The sequence below is a fragment of the Blautia wexlerae DSM 19850 genome, assembly GCF_025148125.1.
GTDB lineage: Bacteria > Bacillota > Clostridia > Lachnospirales > Lachnospiraceae > Blautia_A > Blautia_A wexlerae.
In genome coordinates this window covers 2077677-2104190 of the sequence record NZ_CP102267.1, presented here as the reverse complement: position 1 = coordinate 2104190, position 26514 = coordinate 2077677, and the positions used below count along the sequence as shown (strand labels likewise).

The window sequence follows — 26514 nt, the reverse complement described above, 5'->3', positions numbered from 1 at the left end:
GAGGTCAGGTCTTACCTTTTTCAACTTGTTCAGTTCCCTCGCAAACACATATCATATCTTATTCAATTAAAAAGGACATTCCCAAAACAGAGAATGTCCAAAAAATACGAATCTGTATTCTTTAGCTCCCTGCGTTGGTATTAGCCAACAGGTTCAAAGGGTCAGGTTTTAACCTTCTCAACTACAAGGTAGTCCCCCTGCTAAAAAATATTCTACTAAAAGTTATTACAAAAGTCAACCATACAATCTACTTTGAATAGACTTTCAATTTGCTTTGTCGCAATGTATTCACATATACTTTTATAATATAGTCACAGAATTGTGACCAGCATGATTGCGGCTCTTTTGTTATCCGTTTACTTTCAAAACTGTAAGTGTAATTGAATCCTTCTCTTGTTATAATTTAAGTGTATTCCAAAACTAATACATGTGACAGGCAGAAAGGAGCGATTTCAATGGAACACATTTTAAATTTAGAACAGGTAAAAAAATACTATGGGAGTAATACCGGAAACATCACAAAAGCGGTAGACGGCATTTCTATGTATGTAGATAAAGGTGAATTTGTAGCGATCATGGGCGCAAGCGGATCTGGAAAAACAACTCTTCTAAACTGTATCTCAACAATTGATACCGTAACCAGCGGGCACATTACAGTTAATAATCAGGATATTACAAAAATCAAGAATAAGGATTTTGCTGATTTCAGGCGTGAAAATCTGGGATTTATTTTTCAGGATTTCAACCTTTTAGATACCTTGACGATTGAAGAAAACATATCTTTGTCATTGATTATTAACAAACAGGATCCTGCTGGTATTAGGAAAAGAGTTCATGCCATTGCGGACAAATTGGGGATTCGAGAGATTTTATCAAAATTCCCGTATGAAGTTTCCGGTGGGCAAAAACAGCGTTGTGCTTGTGCAAGGGCTTTGATCAATAAACCAAAACTAATTTTAGCCGATGAACCAACGGGAGCTCTGGATTCAAAATCTTCCAGATTGTTATTGGAAACTATGTCTGACATCAATAAGAAAATGCAGGCAACGATTTTAATGGTTACCCATGACCCGTTTAGTGCGTCTTTTTGTAATCGTATTTTGTTTTTGAAAGATGGCAAAATATTCAATGAGATTTTCAGAGGAGAAAAAAGCAGAAAAGATTTCTTCAATGAAATACTGGATATATTAACCTTGCTCGGAGGTGAAGTGGGAAATGTTAGGTAAATTAGCGGTTAGAAATACAAAAAGAAATGTGAAAGATTATTTTATTTATCTGATAACCATCACTATTTCATTCTCACTGATACTTGCATATAATTTGGTGGCAGGTTCTGACGAAGTTGTAAAGCTATCGTCCAGTATGGGCACTTTTAAAAACGTTTTGACGTTTGTGAACATTATCATTATATTTGTTGTATGCTTTTTAATCAACTATACGACAAAATTCATGTTTGAAAAGCGCAGCAAGGAGTTTGGAACATATATGCTCCTTGGAATCAAGAAGAAGAAAGTAGCCCGGTTGCTTGTAATAGAAAACATACTAATAGGTTTTGTGGCGCTTGCCCTATCTATCCCTATCGGCTTTTTGTTTAGTCAGTTTGTATCCTTGATAATTGTGAAACTGTTAGACATTCCAAAAGTGCTTTTTATCTCTTTGGATCCTGTTTCTATAGGGCTACTGGCAATTTACTTCTTAGTGATTTATCTTTTGGTTTTACTTAATCTTTTAAGAAAAATAAACAAAATGACAGTACACGATTTTCTTTATTTTGATAAGCAGAATGAAAAGAAAATGTTCCGTAGCAATAAAAAACGAAATATTATCTTTGTTTTAAGTGTTATTCTAGGTATTGCTTCTCTTCTTCTTTGGCACTCACGTTGTAATGTAGATACATTCGGTCAACAGGAAACGCTTACCTATTTAATAACTGCTGTTGCTATGCTTATCATCAGTATCTATGGGATTTCAGCAACTTTTGCAGACATCATGTTAGCCATTTTACTAAAAAGTAAAAAAGTAAAATATAAAAAAGATAATCTCTTTGTCATAAGAACCTTTGCATCTAAGGCAAGAACAATGAGTTTTACATTTGGAACGCTTTCGATGTTAATATTACTTTCTTTACTGTGTTTGAATTTTTCCAGTATCAATAAAGGCGTCTATCGATCAAGCATTGAAGAAAATGCTCCTTATGATGTAGACGTAGTTGATTTTGAACAACCTTTTGAAGATTTCAATGAATATATCCAAGTTGTTGATGAAGATTATACAATCAAGGAAACCATTGAATATCCTATCTATAAAGAACCTCAGCATCAGATACAGGATTATTATAATCCAGAATTCTATGAACATGATCCGGTAATGAAATTGAGTGATTACAATAAATTGCTGAAATTACGCAATATGGATACCATGGAATTAAAGGATGATGAATATTGTATTGTAACGCGCAATCAATTGGTTCATAAGATTGAAGGTAATGAGGCGATACAAACCATTCAATTTGCTGGAAAAGACTTACATTTAAAAGGATTCGAAACACAATCTTTCTGGTCTACAATGACTACAATGGGAAGATTCGTTGTAATCGTTCCCGATGAATATGTTCAAAATTTAGAGATATCTGAACAGCATTTAATCATTGACACGAAAGAAGAAACGACACCACAGTTAGAGAAAAAAATAGAAAAAAAATTAGCACATTTACTGGGAAATATAACGGAAGATGGTGAAGAAAATGTTGAATATTATAGAGTGAAAGTAAGAGGTACTGTAATAGAAGAGCAAAACGCTATGACTGCAATGATGGCTAGTATCTGCTTATATATTGCTTTTATTCTGGTATCCGCGGTTGGTACAATTCTTGCCATTCAATCATTGAGTGATGCTACAAAATATAAATATCGTTATCAAACGTTGCAGAAATTAGGTGTAAATGATACGTCATTATTTAAAACAATCAGAAAACAATTATTCGTATTATTTGGCATCCCGGTAGTTTTCTCTGTTATTTCCAGCTTCGTTATGTTAGCTTCAATGAATAATATCTTTCAAGCTCTTTTAGAAAGCAATTTCATGTATTTGTTCTATTTCGTAGCTAATTTAGCAGTTTTCTTCCTGATCTATGGAATTTACTGGATTGCAACTTATATAGGCTTCAAGAGAAATATTAGTGAGGAGAGTTAGATTTTTCTGGCTCTCCCAACGTATTTTCATTATAATAATAAGTCTAGGGGGTGTTAAAATGCGAATCGCAATTATTGAAGATGATGAAATCACTCGTCTGGAGCTTTCTAAATTATTGCACACACAAGGATATGAAACAGTCTTATTAACTGACTTTGAAAATCTGACTGAGGAATTAAAGCAGTATTCTGCCCAATTGGTTCTGCTTGATATTAACCTACCCTATGAAAATGGATATGAAGTATGCAAAAAGATCAAGCAGATTATGCCCATACCAATTATTTTTGTAACAAGCAGAGATACAAATGCTGACGAATTAAAAAGTATCCAGGCAGGTGGAATTGATTTTATCACAAAGCCGTATGATACACTAATTCTTCTGGAGAAGATCAAGCGAGCATTACAATTATCAAATCCAAATAATTTTCGTGAGCTTGTAAAAAAGGATTGTACCCTTGATTTACATTTATCCATCTTAAAATATCAAGAGAAAAGTATAGAACTGACAAGAAATGAATTTCGTATTTTATACTACTTCTTTATGAACGAAGATAAAATCATTAGTAAAGAGGAATTATTGGACAAACTGTGGAACGATAAATATTATTTGGATGAAAATATATTATTGGTTAATATGACACGTCTAAAAAAGAAAATGAAAGAAATCGGTATTGTTCACCTATTGGAAAATATCCGGGGAAAGGGTTGGAAACTGTGAACTTTTTTACATTTATATTCGAAGAAAAAATAACAGAGATATTGTTTCAGCTTTTCTTTCTTGCTTTTGTCGTGCTTCTTTTACTCTTCTATGATGTAGATATTAGATTTGTTGTGATGCTTGCAATTCTTTTCATCAGCATGCAAGGACTCTTTCAATGGTACTTGTACCGAAAGAACCGCAAGGCTTCACAACATATTATAAACTTAACTGACGGACTAGAAGAAACATATTATATTGCAGATGTTTTACCCAAACCAAAAGGATTTCAAAATAAAGCTTATTATTATGCACTGAAAAAAGCATGTAAATCCATGAATGATGAAATCAGTAAAATTACAGAAGAAAAACAAGAATATCAAGAATATGTAGAATGTTTCGCCCATGAAATCAAGATTCCTATAGGAGCTTTATCACTGACCTTTGACAACACGAAAAATTATACACTCAAAAAGGAAACTGACAAGATCTTTCAATTAGTGGAACAAATGCTCTATTATGCGCGAAGCGGAAATACAGAAAAAGATTTTTTTATCAAACAGCTGCATTTAGAAGACGTAATACATTATGTAATTTTGAAATTCCGTCGTTCCCTTATGGAAAATAAGGCGATCATCAGTATCCATGATATAGACCATATTATTTATACGGATGAAAAATGGCTGATGTTCATTCTGTCTCAAATCGTGCAAAATTCAATTAAGTATTTTGACAAGCAAGAAAACAGACTAACCATCTACAGTCAGGATAACGGTACAAATATACTGCTTGTGATTGAAGATAACGGCTGTGGAATAAAGGAATCTGACCTATCCAGAGTATTTGAAAAAGGCTTTACCGGTTCAAACAGAACCAAAACAAATGCAACGGGTATGGGACTCTATCTATCAAAAAAGCTATGTAACCGCTTAGGATTAAAACTAAATATTGCGTCAGAAGAAAAGGAATATACAAAACTAACACTTACTTTTCCAAAAGGAACAGTCCATAATTTTTCAAACTAATTTTTCAAATTACCCTCTTCTTCTAACGAATTAGAAAACTTTTGGGTGTTACATTTGAGAAGTATCCTCATCACTTCTCAGATGTAGCACCCTTGTTACTTTAACCGTATCACCAACATTGATCTTAGAAATGTTATCTTTATTCTCAACATCGGAAGAAACACTACACTTTTCACTCTTTTGATAGGGGTGCAGACGTGGACTGGTATGTTAAGGCAGAGGATATTGTGTTGAAGAATAAAGGCAACCAGAACGCAGGCAATCCACAGAACCCTACACCGCAGAGACAGGCGAAAAAATAGGTTTACTGACTAAATTTTCATTGTAGTGGATATATGGTAATGATATAATTCGAATACAAGGCACAAATATCTTCAAAAAAAGCTTTTGCAACCATTAGTTGACAAATTACCATGTGCAATATGTAGAATTGCAACTATACTGTTTGGTAGAATATAGCTAAATAAAAGAAAGGGGCAATTTACATGAATATATCAGAGAAAATACTATTACAAAGAAAAAAGAAAGGAATTTCTCAAGAAACTTTAGCTAATGCCTTAAATGTATCTCGTCAATCTGTTTCTAAATGGGAAAGTTCTCAGAGTGTTCCAGACATGGATAAGATAATTGCATTGAGTAATTACTTTAATGTTACAACAGATTATTTATTGAAAGATCAAATTGAAACGATAGATAATGTAGATAGTTATTCAAGTAAAAATATCGATATGCAAATGTTAAATAAAGAATTATCAGAGAATGGATTTCAAAATATACAATATGAAGCTGAAAAGAAAAAACATATTTCATATTGGTTGTTGATAATTGCTCCATTTATTATGATACTTGTTATATTCATATTTTATTATGGTTTCTATTGTTAGTATTTCTTTTTTAAAGTAGTTAGTCTTAGGATTGACTGCTTTTTTCATACCCAGAAAAGAGTGATTGATTTATGAGAATGATTTGGAACAAAGGACACCGTATTAGAGCCACTATCATTTGATAAACAGCACCCCTCTCTTCCGTATTTTTTATTAAATCTTTGCAAAAACACTTGCTTGTGACGTAGCGTAATAAGATATACTATAAAGCAGGAGGTGTTATATGAATAAACATAAAGCTATACCACAAGGTTATATGACTGTTGGCGAAGTCGCAAAAAAAATGAACACTACTGTACGAACATTACAACATTACGATAGAGAGGGCTTGCTTTCCCCATCTTCCGTAAGTGAAGGGGGACGTAGGTTATATACAGATAAAGACATAGTAAAGCTTCATCAGATTTTATCCCTCAAACATTTAGGATTTTCTTTGGGCGACATAAAAAACCGACTGATTCCACTTGATACGCCAGATGAAATTGCTGATGTCCTAATGGAACAAGCAGCTGCTGTCAAGCAAAAAATAGAAAGTCTGTCTGAATCGTTAAGGGAATTGGAATTGTTGCGGGAAGAAGTCCTTCAAATGCAATCAGTTGATTTCAAAAAATATGCGGATATTATTGTTAATTTGCAGATGAAAAATGATTTCTATTGGTTGATTAAACATTTTGACGACCAAACGCTTGACCATATTCGCAGCCGTTTTGATAAAGATAGCGGACTGGTTTTTATGAACACTTTCATGCAGCTTCAAGACGAAGCAATAAGGCTTCAAAATGCAGGTGTTCCCGCAGACAGTGATGAGGGACAAACTTTTGCAAAAGCCTATTGGGATATGATAACAGATTTTACGGGTGGAGATATGAGTATGCTTCCCAAACTTATTGAATTAGGGCAATTTCAAAATACAGACCATGAATGGAAAGAAAAGCAGGAATTTGCCAACATATATATTGGGCAGGCATTGGATTTCTATTTTTCACATTTAGGCGTTGACCCATTTCAGGAGGAAACAGAATGAATGAAGCTATAAAAATCAGCAATTTATCCAAGAGTTATGGAACTCACGTTGTGCTGAATGGTTTAGATTTCTGCGTACAACAAGGAGAAATTTTTGCTCTGCTCGGCGTAAATGGCGCAGGAAAAACCACATCGCTTGAATGTATTGAGGGTTTACGAAAATATGACAGCGGAAGCATTACAATAAATGGAATCATGGGTATTCAATTACAGTCAGCTTCTTTACCGGAACATATTAAACCACTGGAGGCTGTCAAGCTGTTTGCTAAATGGAATAAGACATCTCTTGATAAAGAAACACTTGAGGCTCTCGGTATTTATGAATTTGCAAAAAAACAATATTATCAATTATCAACAGGACAAAAACGGCGGCTTCATTTAGCACTTGCTTTAACACGAAATCCAGATATTCTGTTTCTTGATGAGCCAACCGCAGGACTTGATGTTGAAGGGCGCTTATCCTTACATGAGCAAATCCGCCAGTTAAAAGCAATCGGAAAAACAATTATATTAGCAAGCCACGACATGACGGAAGTGGAAAATTTATGTGACCGGATTGCTATTCTTTCTGGCGGCAAAATTGCCTTTATTGGGACTGTCGAACAGTTAGGTAAAACAATCGGAAAACATTATAATATCACCATCCAAACTGAAAACGGAATGAAAAAATATGAATCTGAAAATATCGGGGATTCTTTACTTGCATTGCTTATGCAGTATAAAGAAAAAGGAGAAACCATAGTAGATATTCAGATAGACCGCGGTTCACTGGAACAACACTTTATAAAAATTGCAAAGGGGGCGTAACAATGGGAACATTTCTATATGGAATTTCCTTACAATGGAAATTAGATATACGGAGCAAAACATTACTGATAACCTGCTATATCGTTCCGCTTCTATTCTTTGCAATCATGGGCGGCATATTTACGTCAGTTATGCCAGAAGCGAGATATACGCTTATTCAGTCAATGACTGTATTTGGTGTAACAATGGGATCATTGGTTGGTCTGCCCCCATCTCTTGTTGAAATTTATAGCAGTGATATAAAAAAGGTCTATAAAGCAAATGGTGTTCCATTATATCTCGGTCTTGCCCTAACCAACATTTCAGCGTATATTCATTTGTTCATTATGAGCATTATTTTATATATTGCTGCGCCACTGGTCTTCAATGCTGAAATACCAGAAAATCCGAGTATGTACTTCATCAGTCTTGCTATTTTTATTGCAGTATCACTTAGTATTGCCAGTATAATCGGTCTGGCAGTAAAAGACCAAGCAAAAACCTCTATGTTTTCTATTATTGTTTTTTTACCGTCAATCATGCTTTCTGGAATTATGTTTCCGATGGAACTGCTTCCGAAAGCGTTTGAAACAATAGGAAAACTATTTCCAGCTACATGGGGATATAAACTAATGACAGAAAATGTTTTTAAGTTTGAAAGCCTTTTGCCACTGCTCTTGATTTTTGTTTTAGCTACTGTTATGTGTAGTATTCTGTTACGAAGAATTGATAAATAGCAAACCCAGCCGAGCCAGTCAACGGTAAGCAAAGTATGTCCACCGTTGACTGGCTCTTTGGCTTTACTGGTGAATAATCAAGGAACGACAGTAAAAAAGTGATGTCCCCTTTCTGCAGACCTTGCCCTGATACTGTAACAGGCGTAAGGAAGAAAATTCTATTATGAAAATGAAAAGTATTTGCTCTTATTTGGGATTATAACATTTGAACATTGAAAGATATTCTCTTTAAACATAGCCTTATCTAAAAAGCTATTCCTATTTTATATTCGTTAAATGCTGTATCTTTGTTACTTTGCATCTTAAAATCAATCTCATATCTGAAGAAGAACTACAGGTAGACAATATGATTTCCTCTGGCCAGTCGCAAGACACATCGTCTTCCAAAGCATATATATCATCCCGCATGGACACTTTTTCACACGCTGTTATCTCCAAATGCAAGGTTTTTTCAGGTAGATACAGATATGCAGAATCTGAGTTCTTCCGGAACACAGAATCCTGATACTGCTTCAGATTACTGAACATGCTGCCGTCTTTCATATTATGACCGTATAAGATCACGCGCCGATCTGTAAAATCATCATGGTTTCTATAATCCAGAAAGATACTTCCTGCCTTATTGTTTTCTTTTTGAAAAGTGTGATACAGGTAATACTCGTTATCTTCTCCCTGTACCACAGGATAATCCACCCCAATCCCTGGAATCTGTATCCAGGCAACTAGATCCTCATTGATTTTACGAAGTCCTTCAAAATCAATTTCCTTCCCTGTTTCCTTTTCCGGTTCATCTCCTGTCATTTTTTCCGGCTGACATACAGGAACTTCTTTTATGTACGCCTTCAGTTCTTTATATTCTTTCTGTCCATCATAATATTCTTTCCCTATATCTATCAGTTTTACAGCTGCAATTCCAAAGACTGCAATACAGAGCAGTAAAATCATCTTTTCTCCTATATGACGCATCTCTTTTCCTCCAATAAAAAAAAGAGATTGCCACCCACAATTTTAAAGTGACAATCTCCATCGTTACATGTTACATTTTTTCAGCATTATCGTTTATCTTCTCCTTCTGCGGATACGGATTACTATAACCACAATGCCAAGTATCGCTGCTGCCATAATAATCACCGGAATCCATATCTTTGTATGATCACCGGTTTTTGGCGCATCCGGCGGAGGTGTTCCAGGCTTTCTGGTATTTTCAATTTCTTTTGTCACCTCAATGAGTTTTGTCTCATCATCCTGATAATCGAATACCACTTCCACCTCCTCTGTGTTTGCTTCATAGCCTTCTAACGGTTTCGTTTCCACAAGAACATATACAATCGGTTCTACATATTTGCCCTCTTCATAAACTGCAATCGGCAGTTCTTCACTCTTTGCAGTTCCATCCTCGCCGGTCACCAGTGTTCCAACTACTTCACCAGTAGCTTTATTGCGAAGTTCAAATTCTACACTTGCAAGCGGAGCCTTATTTTCCGCATCTGTCTTCTGAACCAGGAGCTGACCGGATGGACGTTCATCTTTCATCTCTACTTTCTGGATTTCTCCTGTTTCTTCTACAACAAAAGGAACATCTGATACAACAAGATATCCTTCCGGGGCTGCCTCTTCATGCAGGATGTATTCGCCCGGTTCTAACGCATACACTTTATGCGGTTCTTTTGTGGAAACCCATTCTTCCACTATGTCCCCGTCCTTATTAAGGATTTGAAGTTTTGCCCCTTCCACTTCCTTTTCATCTGTGATGTCAGTTTTCGTAATTTCTACTACTGTCGGCTGATTTTCAATCTCTTTTGTAAGCGTGATAACCTCCAGTTCTGGATTCTGATAGGTTGCATCAAAGGACCATGTATCTTCTGTTTTCAGATATCCCGGGGCTGCCGCCAGTTCTTTTACCAGATATTTTCCATGTGGAAGGTCAACGTCAAAGCGGATGCTTCCGTCTTCTGCGGACTCTGTTTTTGCAATCAGAGTACCCGATTCTATAAGTACATTATCTGCAAGATCAACAATATCTTCCTCCGCATACAGTCCAAATACTGCTCCCTGTACAGGCTCTTTTGTTTCTTTGGATAATTTCGTAAGAACAAGCTCTATCTTCTGGCGCTTATTTTCAAGTTCCATAGAAACATAATCTACCGCTACTTCCTGTCCCTGATACTTAATTTCAAATTCTTTTGCTTCAGGATCCAGAACAAAATGATGATTTCCAACATCTGTTTCCTTCAGATAATAGGAACCAACCGGCAGATTGTGAAGTGATACAGTTCCCTCTTTTCCGGTCACAAGTTTTGCAACAAGTCCATCTTTTTCATACAACACTTTACGGTTACCTGCTTCATCTTTCTGTCCATCTGGTGTATAAATCGTTTCTTTTGCATAAACTTCAAAGGTTATACCTTCTGCTCCCTTCTTCTCATATTGGAACATATAACCGCTGTCTTCTTCTATGACTTCCTCTTTGCCGAAAAATTCACTGATAGAATTTATTGTGCCTGCTATGCCATTTTTCATTTTTGTAAGAAGGGAATCTTCCACATTCTTAGCACCCACAAGATCTTCCCCTGTTTTCTTGATTGTCAGACTTCCTACCGCTTCATCGTTTTGCTGGCGTACTACGACAATATATTTTCCGGTTTCTTCCTCTACTTCATAAGCTGTTTCGGAATTCACAGTGATCGTAATGAAATCGCGTTTTGCATCTTCATAAGCGCCTGTCTGTGACAACTGGTTTAATGGAATATTGCTCTCTCCGTCTTTCAACGCCATTTCATACCCTGGCTGTACATATAAATCAGGAGCTTTTACTTCTTCTATGCGGTAAGTTCCCATCTTTAACTGCTCTGGTGTCATAAGATAACCTTCGTCATTCGTTTCAAATACATCCAGTTCCTTTTCTTCCGGATAGCGCACCTTCATTGTCACATATTCTTTCTTTTTCACATCATAGATTTTATATTGTGCGTGATTATTTAATACTAGAAGATGTGTCTGTGCATCTTCCTTGATAATCTTAAGGAAAAACTGGATCGGTCTATCATCAAACACACGCCATGGCTGCGGTTCCCTGCTATCTTCGGTAATGGTTACAAGGAATGGATTGATGGTCTGGAGATTTTTTGGAGTTGTAGATTCAAAAACCACATATTTTCCATATGGAAGTTCTGGAGAACGTACAAATCCTTTCTTGTCTGTAAACAGTTCTTCCACCGAAACTTTCTTACCATTCTCGTAATAATGTGCCGTTTCATCTTCTGAATAGTCATAGCCGATAAAATCCTCTGCTTTGAAAGCATTTCCTTCCGATGGTTTCAGACTTCCATCTTTTACACCTTTCAGATTCTGGATCAGAAATACTTTAAATCCAGCACCTTTCAAAAGCTCTGTTTCTGTCTGGTTTCCATCCTCTGAAATCTTGATCAGTTCAAATGCCTGTTTTTTTACCGTTTCTTTCACTGTCACATTCCGATGCACGATTGCAACATCCTGTCCTTCATAACCAACTTCCACTGGATAGGCAGTTTCATCCAAAAGATAGCCCTCTCCAGGTGAGATTTCTTTTACATAATAATTTCCCAGATACAGATTCGTAAAATCAACTTTTCCATCTTTGATCACGCCCTGCGCAACCAGATCATCTTTTTTATGGACGTCTTCTGACTTCCCATTCGGATGTTTGATATCCTCTGCTGCATAGAGCCCGTAAACTGCACCATCTAAGTCTGCATCTCCCTGGCTGATATATTCTTCCGCATCTTTATCAATCTTAAACACATGGATTTCCCCTCGAACCTCTTTATTGGAAAACGTATGCGAAAATTCATATGTATAAGTTTTATCATTCTCATACTCAAACAGGAAGTCATACCGGTCAGAACTCATATAATAAGATTCCGGTGCCTGAATCTCTTTCAAATAATAGCGGAAATTGATAGGAATATCTGAATGAAAAGCCGCAGCTCCCTCTTTATCAGAAGTGACCTTCTCAATCAGGGTATCCTTTTTTACCACTACTTTTCCTTCTGCATTGATAATGTCTTCACCTGCATACAGACCGAATACAGCACCCTCTAAAGTCTCTTTGTCATTTTCCGATTTCTTTACTGCCTGGACCTTTACCTTTGGTCTGTCATTGATATAAGTTGTCTCCTCCTGTACCAATTCCACCGTCTGCCCGGCATAAGAAAGAGTCACATACTGTGTGCGTTCTGCCTCTGTCTTTCCGATAGTTAGGTCTGCCGGCGCCTTCTGCTCCACAATCTTATACTTTCCTAAATGCAGTTCTTTACTGGTAATGCTTCCGTCTGCTTTTGTTGTCAACTGATCTATCAATTCACCGGATTCATAAATAGGTGTCTTCTGATCCTGACTTACAATTTTTTCTGCCGCATAAATAGAATAACTTGCCTCTCCAAACGGAACCGACTGATATTCAAATTTAAGATTTCCTTCCTGTCCGGATACAGAAGAAAGAACCTCTCCGCTTTTTCGAATTGTGATTTTCCCCTTCTGTTCCTCATTTGAGATAGTCAGGCTCTGTGTTTTCCCTGCCTGCAGCTTCACATTGAAAGCCTCCGTATTCAGCTTATATCCATTGGGAACGGATATTTCTTTGAGATATACCGTTTCCTGTGTCTTAGGAATTTCTACCTGCGTTTCTCCTTTTTCATTTGTTGCCGGCATTTCAGTAATCAGCTTGGTGCATTCTTTGTCGCTGTAAATTCCAAAAACTGCACCTGCAAGATTTACATTTGTCACATTATCCTTTTTCATAACCTTGACTTTTGCATAATCCATCCATTTTACTTCAAAACTCACCGAATCGCTTTCTTCTTCAAAGAATGTGCCATATCCAATATCCTGAGTAGAACCGCCTGTAGAGACCACAAGAGTTTTCCATTGGGTTCCCATTTTTCCTGCTAAGGAACCGGAGTTCCATGTTCCGGTCACAGTCATCGGTGCACTGAAATAGAAATTTGTACCGCCGGGAATTTTTACATTTCCATTTTTCGTGCTGCCACCACTATGATACGTTACATTTTCCGGCAGATTCAATGTAATATAATTCCGATGATCTCCCTGCAGCCGAAATTCTTCTGTTCGCTGCACTCCATTGCTTTCGTATGCTTTTGTCGAAGTTGGGGTAAGATCAATGGCTGCTTTAGGTGGTGCTTCCAAACCATTTAGATACTGAATGTAATCCCATAATCCTGAAGCCTTGACGCTTTCAAAAGTACACCCGTAAAATCCATCTGTACCGCAATACGCATAAGAAGCTGCAATATGTGTAAAGATATATTTCAATTTCCAGTCAAAACTCGGCATATAACTGCCAGTAATATCTCCAGGTCCTCCGTATCCATAATAAAGAACTTTCTGCAAAGCCAGGTTACTTTCAAAGATATTTGCCACATAATCACTGGACGGTGGCGAAGATTTTGCAGACTCCAGACAATATGCCACATGCCCATTCACCGTAAAATAAGTGGTGGAATAGTTTCCTAAATTAGATGGATACGGAAGTCTTTCTCCTACGACCAGATTCACATTGACAGATCGGTTTTCTGTCATGGTTTCTGGTACTACCGATAAAAAAGAGGCATTCTCCGCAGATACATCCAGCTTTAAGTTCTCCGCATTCTCCGGCACTTCCGGCGCTTCTGTCAGTACAGGTTCCGGGTCAGGGTCACTTTCCTCTGTATCCCCTTTTGAACTTTTCTGATTACGGTCTGCTCTTTTATTCTCTGGTTCACGAGGTCTGACTACAATTTTTCTTGTCAGTTCATAACACGCTCCTTTTTCCGGTGTAACCAGATAAGTTGCAAGGTATGTACCAGGGCGGTCTGCAAAAAATCCCTGTCCATCTTCGCTGACAACATCCATGAATACAGCTTTTTCACCTTTTTTCAAGGCAAGCCCCGTAAAATCTTTTTCGATTTCAAATGATTCCCCCTGCTCAATCGTCAAAGTTTCGGCGGTGGTCTGTTTCTCATTCTCATCGCCTTTTTCCTCCTTTATTACATTTGTCTCCGATTCTGCTACTCTGCCTTTTGATGCCGCAAATACGGCATTCCCAGACGGAATAAGTGCAGAACAGGATAAAAGAAAAGCCAGCGTTCCCGCCAGCCATCTGTGTTTTCTATGTTTCAATTGCAACGCTCCTTTCCTGTTGATTTTTGAGTGTGATTGTGTTTTCTTATTTTCCCGAATCTTATGTAGGGCGTTCCCGTATGTGCATATGCTTCATCTCCTTTCCTCTGGCTCATAAATCAGGCCATAAAAAAACGGAACTGCACTCTTACAGTTCCGCTTTTTTATCACCTGATTGTTTTGGGGACGTATCATGAATCTGCCAGTTTTACTTTGCATCGTTTCATATAACACGCAATCCCATATTTTAAAATTTTATCCACTCCGTTCTCCCGGAGTTCTTCATCATATTTCTTTTCCTCTATCTGCTGTAGTGCCCGTTCACAAGCCTGATCAAGATTTCCGTCATTGGCGTACTTGACTTCGATAAGGATAACCGTTTCACTGTTTTCGGTTTCAACGAGGATATCGCTGTATCCTTCGCCGCTTTCCTGATTGGACGATACGTACCATTCTTCCTTCACGCCCAGGATTCCAAGCAGTATCCCATGATAAAAGTTCTCCTTGCTTGCTTTTCTCACAAACGTATCCCGGATACTGATGGTCTTTTTCAGGTAGCTTTCAAAAATTTCTCCTACCTTCGTTTCCTCACCGTTTTTCAGGGCATCACAGAATCGGTTTAATGTATCGCCGTCCTTTGCAACGCTCTCTTTAAAGTATTCCATGATCTGTGTTTCAAAAATATCCCGGATTTCCAGATTCGGTATCGCAAGTTTATACCGTTTTGCATCAACTCTTCCACGCTGTGTCAAATATCCCGTCATAAACAACAGGCTCCAGACGTTCTCTACCGACTGATACATTTCCGGATAGACAAGCTCCTGATGAATCTCTTTTATAATTTCCTCTCCGGCGAGCAAAGTTTCAATCTCACGCTTGGTTTTAAAATTACCGGACATTTGAATGAATTTCTTGACGGCATCATTACTGCTGGTGTTGATCCAATAATTTTCCGGAAAAGAATCCGCATGGTCTTTTAATTTATCACAGTAATTCAATACATCCCAGGGGCAGTACACTTCTACGCCGCCAAACTGATACCCGTCATACCAGTTCTTTACTTCTTCATAATGATCCTCGATTTCATAATACTTCAGCATTTCTCTTACTTCCGTATCTGTAAAACCGAAATATTCATCATACCGTTCATCTGTAATGGACAATACTTTCAGGTTATTAAGTCCCGTAAAGATACTTTCTTTTGAAATACGCATGCATCCTGTCATCACTGCAAATTTCAGGCTGTCATTCGTTTTCAATGCCTGTTCCAATAAACTACGGATTAAAAAGATCATCTGATCATAATACCCGTTTTCAAATGCTTTTGCTAATGGAACATCATACTCATCAATCAAAAGAACTACTTTTGTTCCGTAATGTTTCTCCAATAATTCCGATAATATTTTCAATCCACCACAAAATGCAGCCTCACTCATATTATTATTCAAAAGTTCCTTATATTCTAACTTGTCATAATCACTTAAGGCGTCACTCCCCAAAAGAAACTGAACATTACGGGCTACTTTTTTCATGATTCGAACCGCAAAATCAAATGCATCCTCATAAGTGGCTGCATTGATTCCTTTCAGGGAAATTGAAATAACCGGATATTTCCCCATATACTCTTCACACAGTTTTGTATCTTTTGAAATTTCCAATCCATCATAGATACTCTGGTCTCTCTCTATGGAAAAAAAGTGTTCCAGCATACTCATATTTAAGGTTTTCCCGAAACGTCTTGGTCTGGTAAAAAGATTTACCATTCCACCGTTACGGATCAGTTCTGAAATCAGCCCCGTCTTATCCACATAATAATAGTTATCGTTAATAATCTGCTCAAAATTTTCCAATCCCACCGGAAGGCGTTTTTTTTCTTCACCCATGTTATTCACACTCCTTCTCTGTTGGTTATATTATAACAAAGATCCGCACAAAAGCCTATACCTAACTTTACTCATAATTCCCGTAATTCCCAGTCATCAATGCCTTTGTAATTTTCCTGCCAGTAACCTTCGTCATCCGTATCCCAAACCGCACGCTTACAGATTAAATCCAGCTTTTCACAAATCTCATAGAGTTTCAGGCAGCCCTTCCGAATATGATTTCGTTTTTCCCTCTTTTTCGGACATTCTCCATTACTGCCTTTACATTTTTCACAAATTTCTTTGTAAGCATGGTCACAGTCTAACCGCATACATTTATCCATATCATTTGCTTCAATGACCACTTTTACTCCTTGTTCTTTTAATCGGTTCAGTGACAATTCCAGTTCCTTGTAATTGGATACGCCTGGATTTCCAAGATATGGCTGCCCGGTTCTCTGAGAAGCTGCTTCGGCTTTTAAAACACCCTCTGTCACATAAACTACAGGAGATTTCAAAGTACCGGAAAGGCTTACCGGACTTCCGGGGGAACAACCTTTTTCCATCTTAGCGCTGCTGAGCCATACATATTTCCGTTTCTGAAAGGGATTATCCAAACGAATCTGAAATGCAACAAGTAATCCTTCATCGGTCCACACCGGACAAAGGTACCCTTGATTCTTTTCATAAAATGCAATTTCCCAATCTCCTTGATAATTCACGAAGAACCCCGGTACTCCTTCCAGTCTACATCCCCGTTTGATCAGTTTTCTCGCTATCGCAACAGATTCTTCAGGACTGGTGCTTTTATAACCCGCATTTTCCATATTTGCAATTTCCTGTTGGGTAAGTCCCCTCTTCAATAAATCCTGCTTATGTCGTGGCAGCAATCGCAACAAAGTTATAAGTTCCCGATACGTACGATCTCGCCTCTCATAATCTGCAGGTTTTGCCAGGGATTCTTTCTGCTTCTTTTTCTGACGATGGATTTCCAGTTTCTTTGCAATCTGTTCTCGTACACCAAAATGCAGTGTCCTTTGGATCTCATGGTATGCTTCTTTATAACGTTCTGTCCCATATAATCCAGTCAAATCCGCATATAACGTCAGCATATTTCCCGCCGCATCACAATGAAAACAATGATAGATATTCGCCATTTCACCTTCTTTATATACGACAAAATTGCATTTTCCCCTTCTGTCTCCGCAAAACGGACAGACCACATTATACGAAGCCTCATCACCACCAGGAAGTCTCTCAATTCCTAAAATCGTTCCTACATCTGTAATTGTAAATGGTGTCATATTCTTTTCCCCAAAAGAACATGGTCCCTACAAAGGAACCATGTTCATGCAACTGTTATGCAGCCCTAAGCTCTTCCGATTCACTTTGATAATCCAGAAGTGTTTTTGCCGCTTTTACTAACTCTTTATTCGGACCCTTATACTTATTTACGATCCATTTCATGGTTTCTGTGCCTTTCACTCCGGATTCCAGAACCTGTTCCATCGTTTTTCCTTTGAACACGCCAAAGTCACACACGAATTTCTTCGCTGCTTCTACTTCCGAATCCGATGCGTCATCTTCCAGTTCCTCCTGAAGTTCTTCCATAAAATCAGCATCTTCTTCAAATGGAACTTCTTCTGCATTTACCGGGATGAATCCATCCGTATTTTCCGCTTTTTCTACCGATGATGCTTCTTCTGATTCCGGTTTTTCTTCCATTTTCGGTTTGATCGTTTCATCTTTTCCATCAAAACTCGGTTTATTTTCCGAATACTTTTCTGCTTTTTCCTGTGGGCATGATTCTGCATCTGATTTCAATTCCAACTGTTCGTAGTCTTTGACAATCGGTGTATTACCTAACAGCGGTTTCAGTTTCTGACCTTTTTTAGAAGAAACAACTGACTTTTTCCCTTCTCCGCTGGAAGTTTGCTTACCTTCTGCCCGCTTAGTACTCTTCTCTACTGCTTTTTCTTTTCCATGTACCTGCCTTGTCGGATTATTTTTCGTGTTGGAACTCTGCTTTCCATCATGCTCAGCATAATCCGGATCTTCCTGCTCACTTCCCACCTGACGGATACAGAATTTATTGCGGAAATAATATTTCAGGCCATAAGTCAATGCCGTTCCATGCGCCTTATCTGGGATCTCATTTGTTCCGGTGATATGGATCGTCACATGCCTGCATTCTTCCGGCCGGTCTGCATTTGTCCAGCAAAGTTCTACATCTGCCTCATATCTCCAGTAATCATCTTTATCCAGTACCAGATAGGTCTGATGCCCTGACTCATCATACTGTGTCGGGATTTCCCGCACAATATCGAAATTAACTCCATATTTATTTAATGCCGGTGTCATGGCTTCATAAATATCATCCAGCGTAGCAAAATCATAATCAGCCTCATCATTGTAAAATCTTTTTAAAAGAGTCGGCATTTTTCGTCTGATTCTTAACATTTTCTGTTCCAGATTCAAGTATTGATAATTTTTCATTGATTCGTTTCCTCCTATTTCTATTGTTTATGCCGCATTCCTGCTTGCGACGTTTTCATAAAGAACTATTCCACCATATGACACACTCTGTATGTCTTCAATCCGAAACTCAGCCGTTTTCCCAAACATTCGCTCCAATGTCGCTCTATCCTTTTGGGAACACCCTCGGATGGAATAATACCCTTTAGGGTTACAAAGCTCCTCTACCGACATATTCACTTGAATAACTTTCTTTTTACGGCAAAGAATTACCTGTACTGCCTTGTGACGGGTTTCATTCAGCGCTTGTATCAAATGTTTGATTTTATGAATCCGGTCATTTGGCGTGTCCAAGATTTCCCGGAATTCGTCCCGCACACAACCATACAAAATTCTCTGCTGTGAAATATACGGTATATTTCGCTTGATCCACTGCCTTGCAATCTTCTCTGCTGCCTGTTCTCCATATTCTAAAAACAATAAATATATAGCATCCGAAAAGGAAGCCTCCAGAGAAATTTGTGGTATGAAGTGAATGTCCGCAAGACTTCCATTCTGTAGGTAATAACGCTCTGCGCGTTCTCTGATTTCACTGCGCCTTACCATTGGAAGCAGGCTCTTTGTATCACATCCAGATTGGTACAGAAAGTCCTGCCAGGATGCACTTAACATTTCCTCCGCTTTTTGACTGATACATCTTTCTGCGTCCTTTCTGATATCGGCTCTATTCGGAAACCCCATTTCTTCTGGCAGTCCGAGCATTGCTGTCAATTTCTCATCCACGTCATACAGACTGCTATTCTTTTTGGAAAACAACCCTGCAAAATTCAGGTCATTCCCAGGTATAAGGTTTTTTCCTGTTCTTTTTTGAAGATACAGGTAGAAAAAGTTTCCCTGCTCTACTTTTACTACAGTATAGTCTAGATTCTCCCATGTACTTTTTGTCTCAGTTCCCTCAAGCCATGCCCAAAAGCTCCCGGTACAAGAACCCGATACTACCCAGGTAGGCAGCATTTTTGATTTGTTCCTGTTCATTACGAAAGTTCCCCTGGCATATCACAGTCATGCTAGAGCGTGTCTGAAAAACATTTTAAATTGTTTATTTTAACCAAATTAATATTGAGGCGATACAAATAAATCCCAAGTAGGTTGCAGCTAATTTGTCATAACGTGTAGCGATTCGTCGGAATGCTTTTAATTTCAGAAAATACTTTTCTACTAAATGGCGTTCTTTGTATAACCACCAATCACAATGACGTTCAAATTTAGCTCCCTTTCGGGATGGAATGGTTGGCTCTCCACCGCGTGCGTACACATAATCAAGCAATTTATTACTGTCATATCCTCGGTCAGCTAACACATTGCTTCCGTTTATTTCAATTTGATCGAGCAAAGGGATTGCATAATTGATATCATTACGCTGTCCCTCACTGATCATTAAATAAACTGGATATCCATAGGCATCTACTACCGCATGGATTTTGGTGCTGGCTCCTCCACGACTATGCCCGATTTCATTTGAAGGCCCCCTTTTTTTGCACCGGCACTATGCTGGTGCGCCTGGATAATAGAAGCATCAATGGATAATTCTTCCAATTCTGCTTCAAGACTTAAAATACGGAAAATATTATCAAGGATACCATCATCGATCCATTTTCGGAATCGGCTATAGACAGTTTTCCATGAACCATAACGTTCAGGAAGATCGCGCCAAGGTGCCCCACTACGTGCAAGCCATACAATTCCATTCATAATGATACGATTGTCTTTCCTTGGACGTCCTTGTTTTCCAGTATTTTCAGGAGGTAATAAAGGTTCAATGCGAAGCCATTCTTCATCAGTCAACTCATATCGTCTCAACATAGTGAACACCCCTTTTTCTTTATTTTATCATGAAAAAGGGAAATAAAACATGCGTTTTGTGCAATTTTTATTTTTCAGACACGCTCTAGCGTACATTCATACATCGTGCAATTTTCTCTTCCATCTTTACGAGACTGGAAGGACTGCTCCCATTTTTTCTGGCAAAAAAGAGGGCTTCACAAAGCCCACAATAAATCTCGTATGCGCTGCATGGCTGTTCTCCAAAATTCACCTTAAACCGTTCCACAGTCTCAGCAATCAGTTTCTTTCCAAAACTCTGTTTCTTCATGACTTCTGACAGGGTATTTACCGGGTACCGGATACGAATATCACACAGTTTTCCGATATCTTTGAGTTTCTGTTTGTAATACTGGAAAATAGATTCCATATTTTCAGTAAATTCCTCCAATCCCTGTTTGTGACGATGCTTTGTGCGCAAGGCTTCTCCCAAAACAATGGTATAATCTCCATCTAAAATAGAATAAAAGATATTTGCTCCCGACGCCCCTACATCAGAACTCACAATACGGATAAACGTCTGAAACTTTCCAAACGGCGTTTTCCCATGTTCTGCCATCAAATCTGCATAAGCTTTTGTCATCTTCTCGTCGATAATCTTCCATGTGATCTGCGCCATATTGTGATCTGCATAAGCGTAAGAGAATTCCGCATTGTGATCGCCACTAATGTACGCTGATGCAATCATAAAAAGTTTCGGCATAGAAATAATTGCATAATCTGCCTCGTCACCAGAGAGTACTCCCCTTACCTTTCCTTCTGAAATGCGAAGAAGCGCCTCCCCTTTTGAAACCTGCAGACACTCATTGAGAATATCCGCCAGTACTGTTTTTTTTACATCCATAAGCGCCGTTCCCTTGATTCTTGCCCGGTCTTTCAGGGTGCTGACCGCCGTTTTTCCAAGCGGATACATCCCTTCCGGGAATTGTAGCAGCAATCCGGAATGTTTCTTGGTATCAGCTAACAGGTCTTTCATGTCAACATTCTCTATATCCGGCATCAGTACTTCATGTCCGGAAACAGTCAATACGCTTAAACTTCTTGACGGTACACGAATCCATTTGGCACGCTCATCAATTTCTTCCAGATACTCGTGGAAACTCAATTCATCTTCAAATTCCTTTCCGAATTCATCATAATAATACATACTGCTCCTTTCTTAGATGTCTCTTATTTCGAAGTTCCTGTCAACATCAGGATTTTTTGAATCCTTCCATCATCAATCTCAAAAAGATAACCGTCCTCACTCATTTCTGTTAACGTTCTAATATCCAGTTCGTTGATGCCTTCCCACATTACTTTTATGATCTGCATATTCTTCCTCCTTTGTTCTTCCTATACACTCCTTCTGTGGCATCGTTTCCTGTCAGGTGGAATTTCTTTTTCGTGTGATTGAAAAATTCTCCTTGTTGCTTTCATTCATGCTCCTCCTTTCTGAATGTCACAAACCAGATCTTACTGGTTCGTTTTGCATGACGGGCAATAAAAAAAGACACAAAAAGGTTCTTACACTTTTTGTATCTTTCTTATAGACTATGCCCTTTTCCAAGCGCCTTCGCACTTCAAATTTAACTTCCGGTCTTGCCGGAACAAAAATTAAAAACTCTGCCTGTTCTTACCTTGAACCTGCATAAATTTTAATTCAATTCAAGATTAGCACAATATATAGTTGTTGTCAACTTATTATATCTATATATTGTGCCGCTCTTTTTGATTTTAAGAATTCAGATACAAAATATGCTTCTTATACCAGTTCTTCTTTTGGCCCTGTCTCTTTTTCTGGATCTGCCGGATAAACTTCTTTAGCAAGCAGTCTTCCCTGTTCATCTTCCTCTGTTTGAAATGTAACTGCCTGTCCGGTTTTCAATTTTCGGAATCCCTCTGTCTGAATTTCTGAAAAGTGGACGAAAAAATCATTTCCTTTTTCATCTGTAATAAAACCGTAACCTCTTCTTGCGCTGAACCACTTCACGATTCCTGTTTTCTGTGCCATAATCATCTCTCCTTTTCTGCTTTTAATTCTCGTGTTGGCGCCACACGAAACCGGGCGGCATGGAATCGAACCATGCCCATGATCTCCTTGCCCTACTCAATTTCTTCTGCTCCGTAATAAGATCCTACATTTAAAGCAGCATCTAATTTCTGAATTCCAAAAAGAACTCCCTGTGTTTTTTTATTAAAATAGAAACGGTACTTCTTACCAATTTCAAACCGCTGCTTCTTATCCATCATCAATATCGTCTGTTTTCCATCAGAAAGGCAGACTACCACTTTATATACCCGTCCGGGAATACGTTTCCCTTTAATCTCACAGACCGTTCCTTCTATTGTCTCATAATCTTTTTTCTCCCCACATCGAAGCAGATGATACGAATATCCGATTCCAAACATCCATAGGATGATAGACCAGATAATAAAATTCAAAGAATCATTCTGCCTTCCTATATAACTTCCAAGAAAAAGGATAAGAAAAGACAGGGCACCTATTTTCAATGCCCTGTCTGCAAGTACGCCTGGAACAGACGAAATGCCTTCCATGCGCTGACGGATGTATGTGATGATCCTCTCACATCTATTTGTTTTTTTCTTATGCTTCAATCATTTCCTCCTTTACCGAACGGATGAATAATATTTTCTTTTGATATAAAAGATGTATAATCTCCAGTATTTCATCCGGCTGCTCTGCTTTCTCCAAATACTGTCTCACCTCTCCACAGTGTTGTATCTCAAGGAGAAATTCCTGATATGTCCGTTCCAGGGGTTCTTTTCGGAACACTCTGATTGCTTTTAAAAATGGGGTACCGCATGAAAAACTCTCACAAAACATCAAAAACCGTTCTCCGCCATTTCTCATAACTCTTACGACTATTGCATTTTTTAACAGATGTTCTGCCGCTTCTTTCAGCGTATCACAATCACGAAACGCAATGAGCCCACGTCCGGACAGCCACCGAAAGCAGAAATCAAATTCATCTTTTCCTGTTTTCTCATCTACATTTTTCCCAGGAAAAACTGCTTTTAACAACTGTACCATCCTTTCATAAATTTGTGTTTCTTCCACAAATGACCAAAGTAATGCATTCCAAATATAAATTTCCATACCGGATAAAATTTTTTTCTCCGCCCCAACCTGAACGCAGAATGAGCCTCCCGGCTGGTCCATCTTTACGCCCACTGCTGTATACCATCTCATTTTGTCGCCCTCCTTACAAAATTCCAAAAATAAAACCGGCTTTTAAAAGTAAATATACAGCTCCCGAACAGCCTAAAAACAACCATCCTTTATGCGATGCTTTCATATCCCATACGGTCTGATATTTTGTACCGATTATTTGCACTTTACCTGGAACCTCCCATCGGAGTTTCCGGTAGAACGCTTTGAATTCCTCATGCTGGTATCCCAACGATCTGACTTGAAAAATCTTCCGCATCTGTTCTTCCTCATTCAGCAAAATAAAACTTTTCCGTTCTTCATCGTCTTTTAATACCACATAAAACTCCGGTATTCCTTTTCTGCTTCCCTCTACGATTTTTTCAATTTCCTGATAGAAAATGCGGCAGGCTTCATATTGCCCGTTTTCCTCCGGCTGGTATACTGCCAGAGAATCTTCATCCAATTCCATATAACACCACTTAGCTTCTACAATCCGCTTACTGATTTTCCATATATGGTACAGTAAAAGACTGATTCCTACCAAAAGGACTACCAGAAAATACAGGATTTCCCAACTCACATATCCCTGTAAGGTAAAGAAAAGTAGAAGGATGCCTACAATTCCACAGCCACCTGCTGCAGCCAGATACCAATCTCTTTGATCCATTAGTTTATAAATGTCATCTTCTTTTGCCTTTAAACGCATGTCATTCCCCCTTCCTTTTCTGATGCCATTCAATCAATTCATTACATACCCGAATTGTTTCCTCACAGTAATACAGGGAGAACTTTGCAATATGCATATCCTTTTTCTGAAGGCACAATTTGTTTTGCAGCCAGATATATGCACTTTTTCGTGTCATCCCGCCCTCCTTCAAGAGTGTGTTTAATGCTCGATGCGCTAAAATTCGCTTATTGCGAAGCTGACCATCTGCCAGTTCCCCTTTCGGCAAAAGTGATTTTTTATGTGCTCCCACATACGCATCACAATCATCGGGATACCCGTCGCACACATAGAGATAACTTTCTGAATCCAGATTGTTACTGCCATATACATAAGATGCCGGATGTAGCCGCGCCATCCTGCCGCAATACTGACACCGTACACGTATTTGCCCCGGTTTCTGTTTTTTCTTTTTCATCAGCAACGCCTCCTGTCAAATGTCTCTTTTGTTTTGCAGGTATTGTAAACAATCTGATTTCTGTGAGTCAACAGTACCCTTTTTCTTTTTTATACAGCACGCTTAATCATACGGGTGATGATTCCTTCTGCCACCTCAAATTTATCGTTAATTCTGGTAACTACAAATCCAACTTCGTCACGTTTAGAAGGAAGACTTGTCATATTACAGGAATGTGCAACTGCATTCACACCAATATTGAGCCGGATAAAATACGTTCCTTTGTAAATATCTGTAATGATTCCTACATATTTGCCTTGACGTACGCATCGCTTAAGGTTATCTTTGTTCGTGTTTGCAGTTGCACCTTTTGCATCTACGGAAATATCTATTTCCTCTAGCGACCGGATATTGATCTTATTTACCATTACAAGAGTAAGATCGCCTACCTGGAATTTTTCGCCGGCATCTACCATCCACTCCCAGGCCATATCTCTTGCCCGCACAGAAACTTCCACCCCAAATACTTCTAAACGGACAACCTTCGGCGCAACAGCTATCACGCGTGCTTCCACAACCCTTCCCGGATACAGCATTGGTTTTTCCTCTTCATTTTCATTCAGATAAAACATCTGCCGTTTTTTCAACATGGCATCTTTTCTTGACGCAACCACGCTTCTGCTCTGTTCATCCAGATCGCGGATAATAAAATCAATATCGCTGCCGAGCATATTATTGGCAATTCTTGTCTGTCGGTTTAAAGTATCGGAATTTTCTCTTCCATCTCCCATAAGATTGATCATCATTTCATCCATAGGGATCAAAATACGGAATCCATTGTAATAGGTAATTGCAACTACCCATCCACTATCCAACCGTTCTATTCCTCCCAATTGCCCGGTCAGGATTTTCTTTGTTCTGTGTGCGTTTAAAAGTTGATGCCATCTGGCATCCTCCTGTTCTTCCATAGTTTCTACATGGGAATCTACATCAATCGTTAAAACACCTTCTGACAATGCTGCCCTTGGAATTCCCTGATCTTCCATCTTGTTGCCTGCTCTCTTTAATTCTGCCATCGTAAACCTCCATTCAGTTGAAAAAAGGGCACAAAAAAACAGCCGTCTGGCTGCTTCTTATGCCCTGTCATTATTTTACAGATACTATTTTAAACGGACTATAATCGGATGTCAATTTCAGCACCGTTGCAATACAGTCGCATTTTAGGTGCAATTTTATTTCACTAACTCTTTTAGTCCGTCATCATACCGGATTCTGGAAAAATACCACATTTTCCCCTGTATTTCAACCAATATCCTGTGTTGCAAAAGATATTCCAGATTTGCCGATTCCGGATTATCACGTTTCCATCCTGTTGCTTTATAGAATTCTTCCACGCTGTCATAAATCTCAATACACTTCTCTGCAAGTTCTATTTTTTCTGTTTCCTGCTCTTTCAAATATATTCCAAACTCCAGTTCCAATATTTTTAAAAATCCATATTTCACAAGGGAGTTCTCCAAC

The 26514-nt window shown here is 38.5% G+C and carries 23 protein-coding genes, 2 pseudogenes and 1 riboswitch; of the genes and pseudogenes, 9 read left to right on the top strand and 16 right to left on the bottom strand.

Annotation, left to right across the window (positions count from 1 at the left end; genetic code table 11):
- Nucleotides 1-109: 109 nt before the first annotated feature.
- Nucleotides 110-209: riboswitch (TPP riboswitch) on the bottom strand.
- A 246-nt stretch (nt 210-455) separates the two neighbouring features.
- The 9 genes and pseudogenes from NQ550_RS09765 (at nt 456) to NQ550_RS09730 (ending at nt 8344) form a co-directional block, all read left to right on the top strand.
- Nucleotides 456-1226, top strand: a complete 771-nt coding sequence (locus NQ550_RS09765; protein ID WP_025577393.1) for an ABC transporter ATP-binding protein — start codon at nt 456-458, stop codon at nt 1224-1226.
- Nucleotides 1216-3192, top strand: coding sequence for an ABC transporter permease (locus NQ550_RS09760; RefSeq protein WP_025577392.1), 1977 nt, complete (start codon nt 1216-1218; stop codon nt 3190-3192). The genes NQ550_RS09765 and NQ550_RS09760 overlap by 11 nt, the downstream gene beginning before the upstream one ends.
- A 58-nt stretch (nt 3193-3250) precedes the next feature.
- The gene (locus tag NQ550_RS09755) at nt 3251-3910 is read left to right on the top strand and encodes a response regulator transcription factor (RefSeq protein WP_025577391.1); all 660 of its coding nucleotides are present in this window, start codon (nt 3251-3253) and stop codon (nt 3908-3910) included.
- Nucleotides 3907-4914, top strand: coding sequence for a sensor histidine kinase (locus NQ550_RS09750; RefSeq protein WP_025577390.1), 1008 nt, complete (start codon nt 3907-3909; stop codon nt 4912-4914). Before NQ550_RS09755 ends, NQ550_RS09750 begins: the two co-directional genes overlap by 4 nt.
- A gap of 188 nt (nt 4915-5102) precedes the next feature.
- Nucleotides 5103-5216, top strand: a pseudogene (locus NQ550_RS23070) (YdcP family protein); the annotation flags it as partial.
- 183 nt (nt 5217-5399) lie between these two features.
- Nucleotides 5400-5798: a helix-turn-helix domain-containing protein gene (locus NQ550_RS09745; protein WP_025577388.1), complete on the top strand. Its 399-nt coding sequence runs from the start codon at nt 5400-5402 to the stop codon at nt 5796-5798.
- A gap of 223 nt (nt 5799-6021) precedes the next feature.
- Complete coding sequence (locus NQ550_RS09740) at nt 6022-6822, top strand: MerR family transcriptional regulator (protein WP_025577386.1); 801 nt, start codon at nt 6022-6024, stop codon at nt 6820-6822.
- Nucleotides 6819-7628 carry an ABC transporter ATP-binding protein gene (locus NQ550_RS09735; RefSeq protein ID WP_025577385.1) on the top strand — a complete coding sequence of 270 codons (810 nt, stop codon included), beginning with the start codon at nt 6819-6821 and terminating at the stop codon, nt 7626-7628. The genes NQ550_RS09740 and NQ550_RS09735 overlap by 4 nt, the downstream gene beginning before the upstream one ends.
- A gap of 2 nt (nt 7629-7630) precedes the next feature.
- The gene (locus tag NQ550_RS09730; protein WP_025577383.1) at nt 7631-8344 is read left to right on the top strand and encodes an ABC transporter permease; all 714 of its coding nucleotides are present in this window, start codon (nt 7631-7633) and stop codon (nt 8342-8344) included.
- A gap of 258 nt (nt 8345-8602) precedes the next feature.
- Here the strand turns inward: NQ550_RS09730 and srtB are convergent, their stop codons facing one another.
- The 16 genes and pseudogenes from srtB to NQ550_RS09650 all read right to left on the bottom strand — a co-directional run bounded on the left by srtB (nt 8603) and on the right by NQ550_RS09650 (nt 26513).
- On the bottom strand, nt 8603-9310 hold the full coding sequence (srtB, locus tag NQ550_RS09725) for a class B sortase (RefSeq protein ID WP_025577381.1): 708 nt from the start codon (nt 9308-9310) through the stop codon (nt 8603-8605).
- Between the two features lie 93 nt (nt 9311-9403).
- Complete coding sequence (locus NQ550_RS09720) at nt 9404-14500, bottom strand: SpaA isopeptide-forming pilin-related protein (RefSeq protein ID WP_025577379.1); 5097 nt, start codon at nt 14498-14500, stop codon at nt 9404-9406.
- Between the two features lie 191 nt (nt 14501-14691).
- On the bottom strand, nt 14692-16383 hold the full coding sequence (locus NQ550_RS09715; RefSeq protein WP_025577377.1) for an AAA family ATPase: 1692 nt from the start codon (nt 16381-16383) through the stop codon (nt 14692-14694).
- Nucleotides 16384-16454: 71 nt separating this feature from the next.
- The gene (locus NQ550_RS09710) at nt 16455-17666 is read right to left on the bottom strand and encodes a hypothetical protein (protein ID WP_025577375.1); all 1212 of its coding nucleotides are present in this window, start codon (nt 17664-17666) and stop codon (nt 16455-16457) included.
- A 55-nt stretch (nt 17667-17721) separates the two neighbouring features.
- Complete coding sequence (locus tag NQ550_RS09705) at nt 17722-18858, bottom strand: ERF family protein (protein ID WP_025577373.1); 1137 nt, start codon at nt 18856-18858, stop codon at nt 17722-17724.
- A 27-nt stretch (nt 18859-18885) separates the two neighbouring features.
- Complete coding sequence (locus NQ550_RS09700; protein WP_025577371.1) at nt 18886-19872, bottom strand: hypothetical protein; 987 nt, start codon at nt 19870-19872, stop codon at nt 18886-18888.
- Between the two features lie 64 nt (nt 19873-19936).
- A pseudogene (locus NQ550_RS09695) lies at nt 19937-20700 on the bottom strand (IS5 family transposase).
- Between the two features lie 85 nt (nt 20701-20785).
- Nucleotides 20786-21865: a hypothetical protein gene (locus NQ550_RS09690; RefSeq protein ID WP_025580060.1), complete on the bottom strand. Its 1080-nt coding sequence runs from the start codon at nt 21863-21865 to the stop codon at nt 20786-20788.
- 23 nt (nt 21866-21888) lie between these two features.
- Complete coding sequence (locus tag NQ550_RS09685) at nt 21889-22032, bottom strand: hypothetical protein (RefSeq protein WP_182438807.1); 144 nt, start codon at nt 22030-22032, stop codon at nt 21889-21891.
- Between the two features lie 430 nt (nt 22033-22462).
- Nucleotides 22463-22711 (bottom strand): cold shock domain-containing protein, encoded by a 249-nt coding sequence (locus NQ550_RS09680; RefSeq protein WP_025580061.1) that lies wholly within the window; start codon nt 22709-22711, stop codon nt 22463-22465.
- Nucleotides 22712-22803: 92 nt separating this feature from the next.
- Complete coding sequence (locus tag NQ550_RS09675) at nt 22804-23316, bottom strand: hypothetical protein (RefSeq protein ID WP_025580062.1); 513 nt, start codon at nt 23314-23316, stop codon at nt 22804-22806.
- Nucleotides 23306-23911, bottom strand: a complete 606-nt coding sequence (locus NQ550_RS09670; protein ID WP_025580064.1) for a hypothetical protein — start codon at nt 23909-23911, stop codon at nt 23306-23308. Before NQ550_RS09670 ends, NQ550_RS09675 begins: the two co-directional genes overlap by 11 nt.
- 13 nt (nt 23912-23924) lie before the next feature.
- Complete coding sequence (locus NQ550_RS09665) at nt 23925-24578, bottom strand: hypothetical protein (RefSeq protein WP_025580065.1); 654 nt, start codon at nt 24576-24578, stop codon at nt 23925-23927.
- 1 nt (nt 24579) lies between these two features.
- Nucleotides 24580-25014: a zinc-finger-containing protein gene (locus NQ550_RS09660; RefSeq protein ID WP_025580067.1), complete on the bottom strand. Its 435-nt coding sequence runs from the start codon at nt 25012-25014 to the stop codon at nt 24580-24582.
- An 89-nt stretch (nt 25015-25103) separates the two neighbouring features.
- The gene (locus tag NQ550_RS09655) at nt 25104-26069 is read right to left on the bottom strand and encodes a hypothetical protein (protein WP_025580069.1); all 966 of its coding nucleotides are present in this window, start codon (nt 26067-26069) and stop codon (nt 25104-25106) included.
- A 156-nt stretch (nt 26070-26225) separates the two neighbouring features.
- Nucleotides 26226-26513, bottom strand: a complete 288-nt coding sequence (locus tag NQ550_RS09650; protein WP_025580070.1) for a hypothetical protein — start codon at nt 26511-26513, stop codon at nt 26226-26228.
- Nucleotide 26514: the final 1 nt, after the last annotated feature.

Excerpts from the sequence above, each read along its gene's own strand:
- NQ550_RS09765 (WP_025577393.1), top strand. The coding sequence starts at position 456 with ATGGAACACATTTTAAATTTAGAACAGGTAAAAAAATACTATGGGAGT.
- NQ550_RS09760 (WP_025577392.1), top strand. The coding sequence starts at position 1,216 with ATGTTAGGTAAATTAGCGGTTAGAAATACAAAAAGAAATGTGAAAGAT.
- NQ550_RS09755 (WP_025577391.1), top strand. The coding sequence starts at position 3,251 with ATGCGAATCGCAATTATTGAAGATGATGAAATCACTCGTCTGGAGCTT.
- NQ550_RS09745 (WP_025577388.1), top strand. The coding sequence starts at position 5,400 with ATGAATATATCAGAGAAAATACTATTACAAAGAAAAAAGAAAGGAATT.
- NQ550_RS09740 (WP_025577386.1), top strand. The coding sequence starts at position 6,022 with ATGAATAAACATAAAGCTATACCACAAGGTTATATGACTGTTGGCGAA.
- NQ550_RS09735 (WP_025577385.1), top strand. The coding sequence starts at position 6,819 with ATGAATGAAGCTATAAAAATCAGCAATTTATCCAAGAGTTATGGAACT.
- NQ550_RS09730 (WP_025577383.1), top strand. The coding sequence starts at position 7,631 with ATGGGAACATTTCTATATGGAATTTCCTTACAATGGAAATTAGATATA.
- srtB (WP_025577381.1), bottom strand. The coding sequence starts at position 9,310 with ATGCGTCATATAGGAGAAAAGATGATTTTACTGCTCTGTATTGCAGTC.
- NQ550_RS09715 (WP_025577377.1), bottom strand. The coding sequence starts at position 16,383 with ATGGGTGAAGAAAAAAAACGCCTTCCGGTGGGATTGGAAAATTTTGAG.
- NQ550_RS09710 (WP_025577375.1), bottom strand. The coding sequence starts at position 17,666 with ATGACACCATTTACAATTACAGATGTAGGAACGATTTTAGGAATTGAG.
- NQ550_RS09705 (WP_025577373.1), bottom strand. The coding sequence starts at position 18,858 with ATGAAAAATTATCAATACTTGAATCTGGAACAGAAAATGTTAAGAATC.
- NQ550_RS09700 (WP_025577371.1), bottom strand. The coding sequence starts at position 19,872 with ATGAACAGGAACAAATCAAAAATGCTGCCTACCTGGGTAGTATCGGGT.
- NQ550_RS09690 (WP_025580060.1), bottom strand. The coding sequence starts at position 21,865 with ATGTATTATTATGATGAATTCGGAAAGGAATTTGAAGATGAATTGAGT.
- NQ550_RS09685 (WP_182438807.1), bottom strand. The coding sequence starts at position 22,032 with ATGCAGATCATAAAAGTAATGTGGGAAGGCATCAACGAACTGGATATT.
- NQ550_RS09680 (WP_025580061.1), bottom strand. The coding sequence starts at position 22,711 with ATGGCACAGAAAACAGGAATCGTGAAGTGGTTCAGCGCAAGAAGAGGT.
- NQ550_RS09670 (WP_025580064.1), bottom strand. The coding sequence starts at position 23,911 with ATGAGATGGTATACAGCAGTGGGCGTAAAGATGGACCAGCCGGGAGGC.
- NQ550_RS09665 (WP_025580065.1), bottom strand. The coding sequence starts at position 24,578 with ATGCGTTTAAAGGCAAAAGAAGATGACATTTATAAACTAATGGATCAA.
- NQ550_RS09660 (WP_025580067.1), bottom strand. The coding sequence starts at position 25,014 with ATGAAAAAGAAAAAACAGAAACCGGGGCAAATACGTGTACGGTGTCAG.
- NQ550_RS09655 (WP_025580069.1), bottom strand. The coding sequence starts at position 26,069 with ATGGCAGAATTAAAGAGAGCAGGCAACAAGATGGAAGATCAGGGAATT.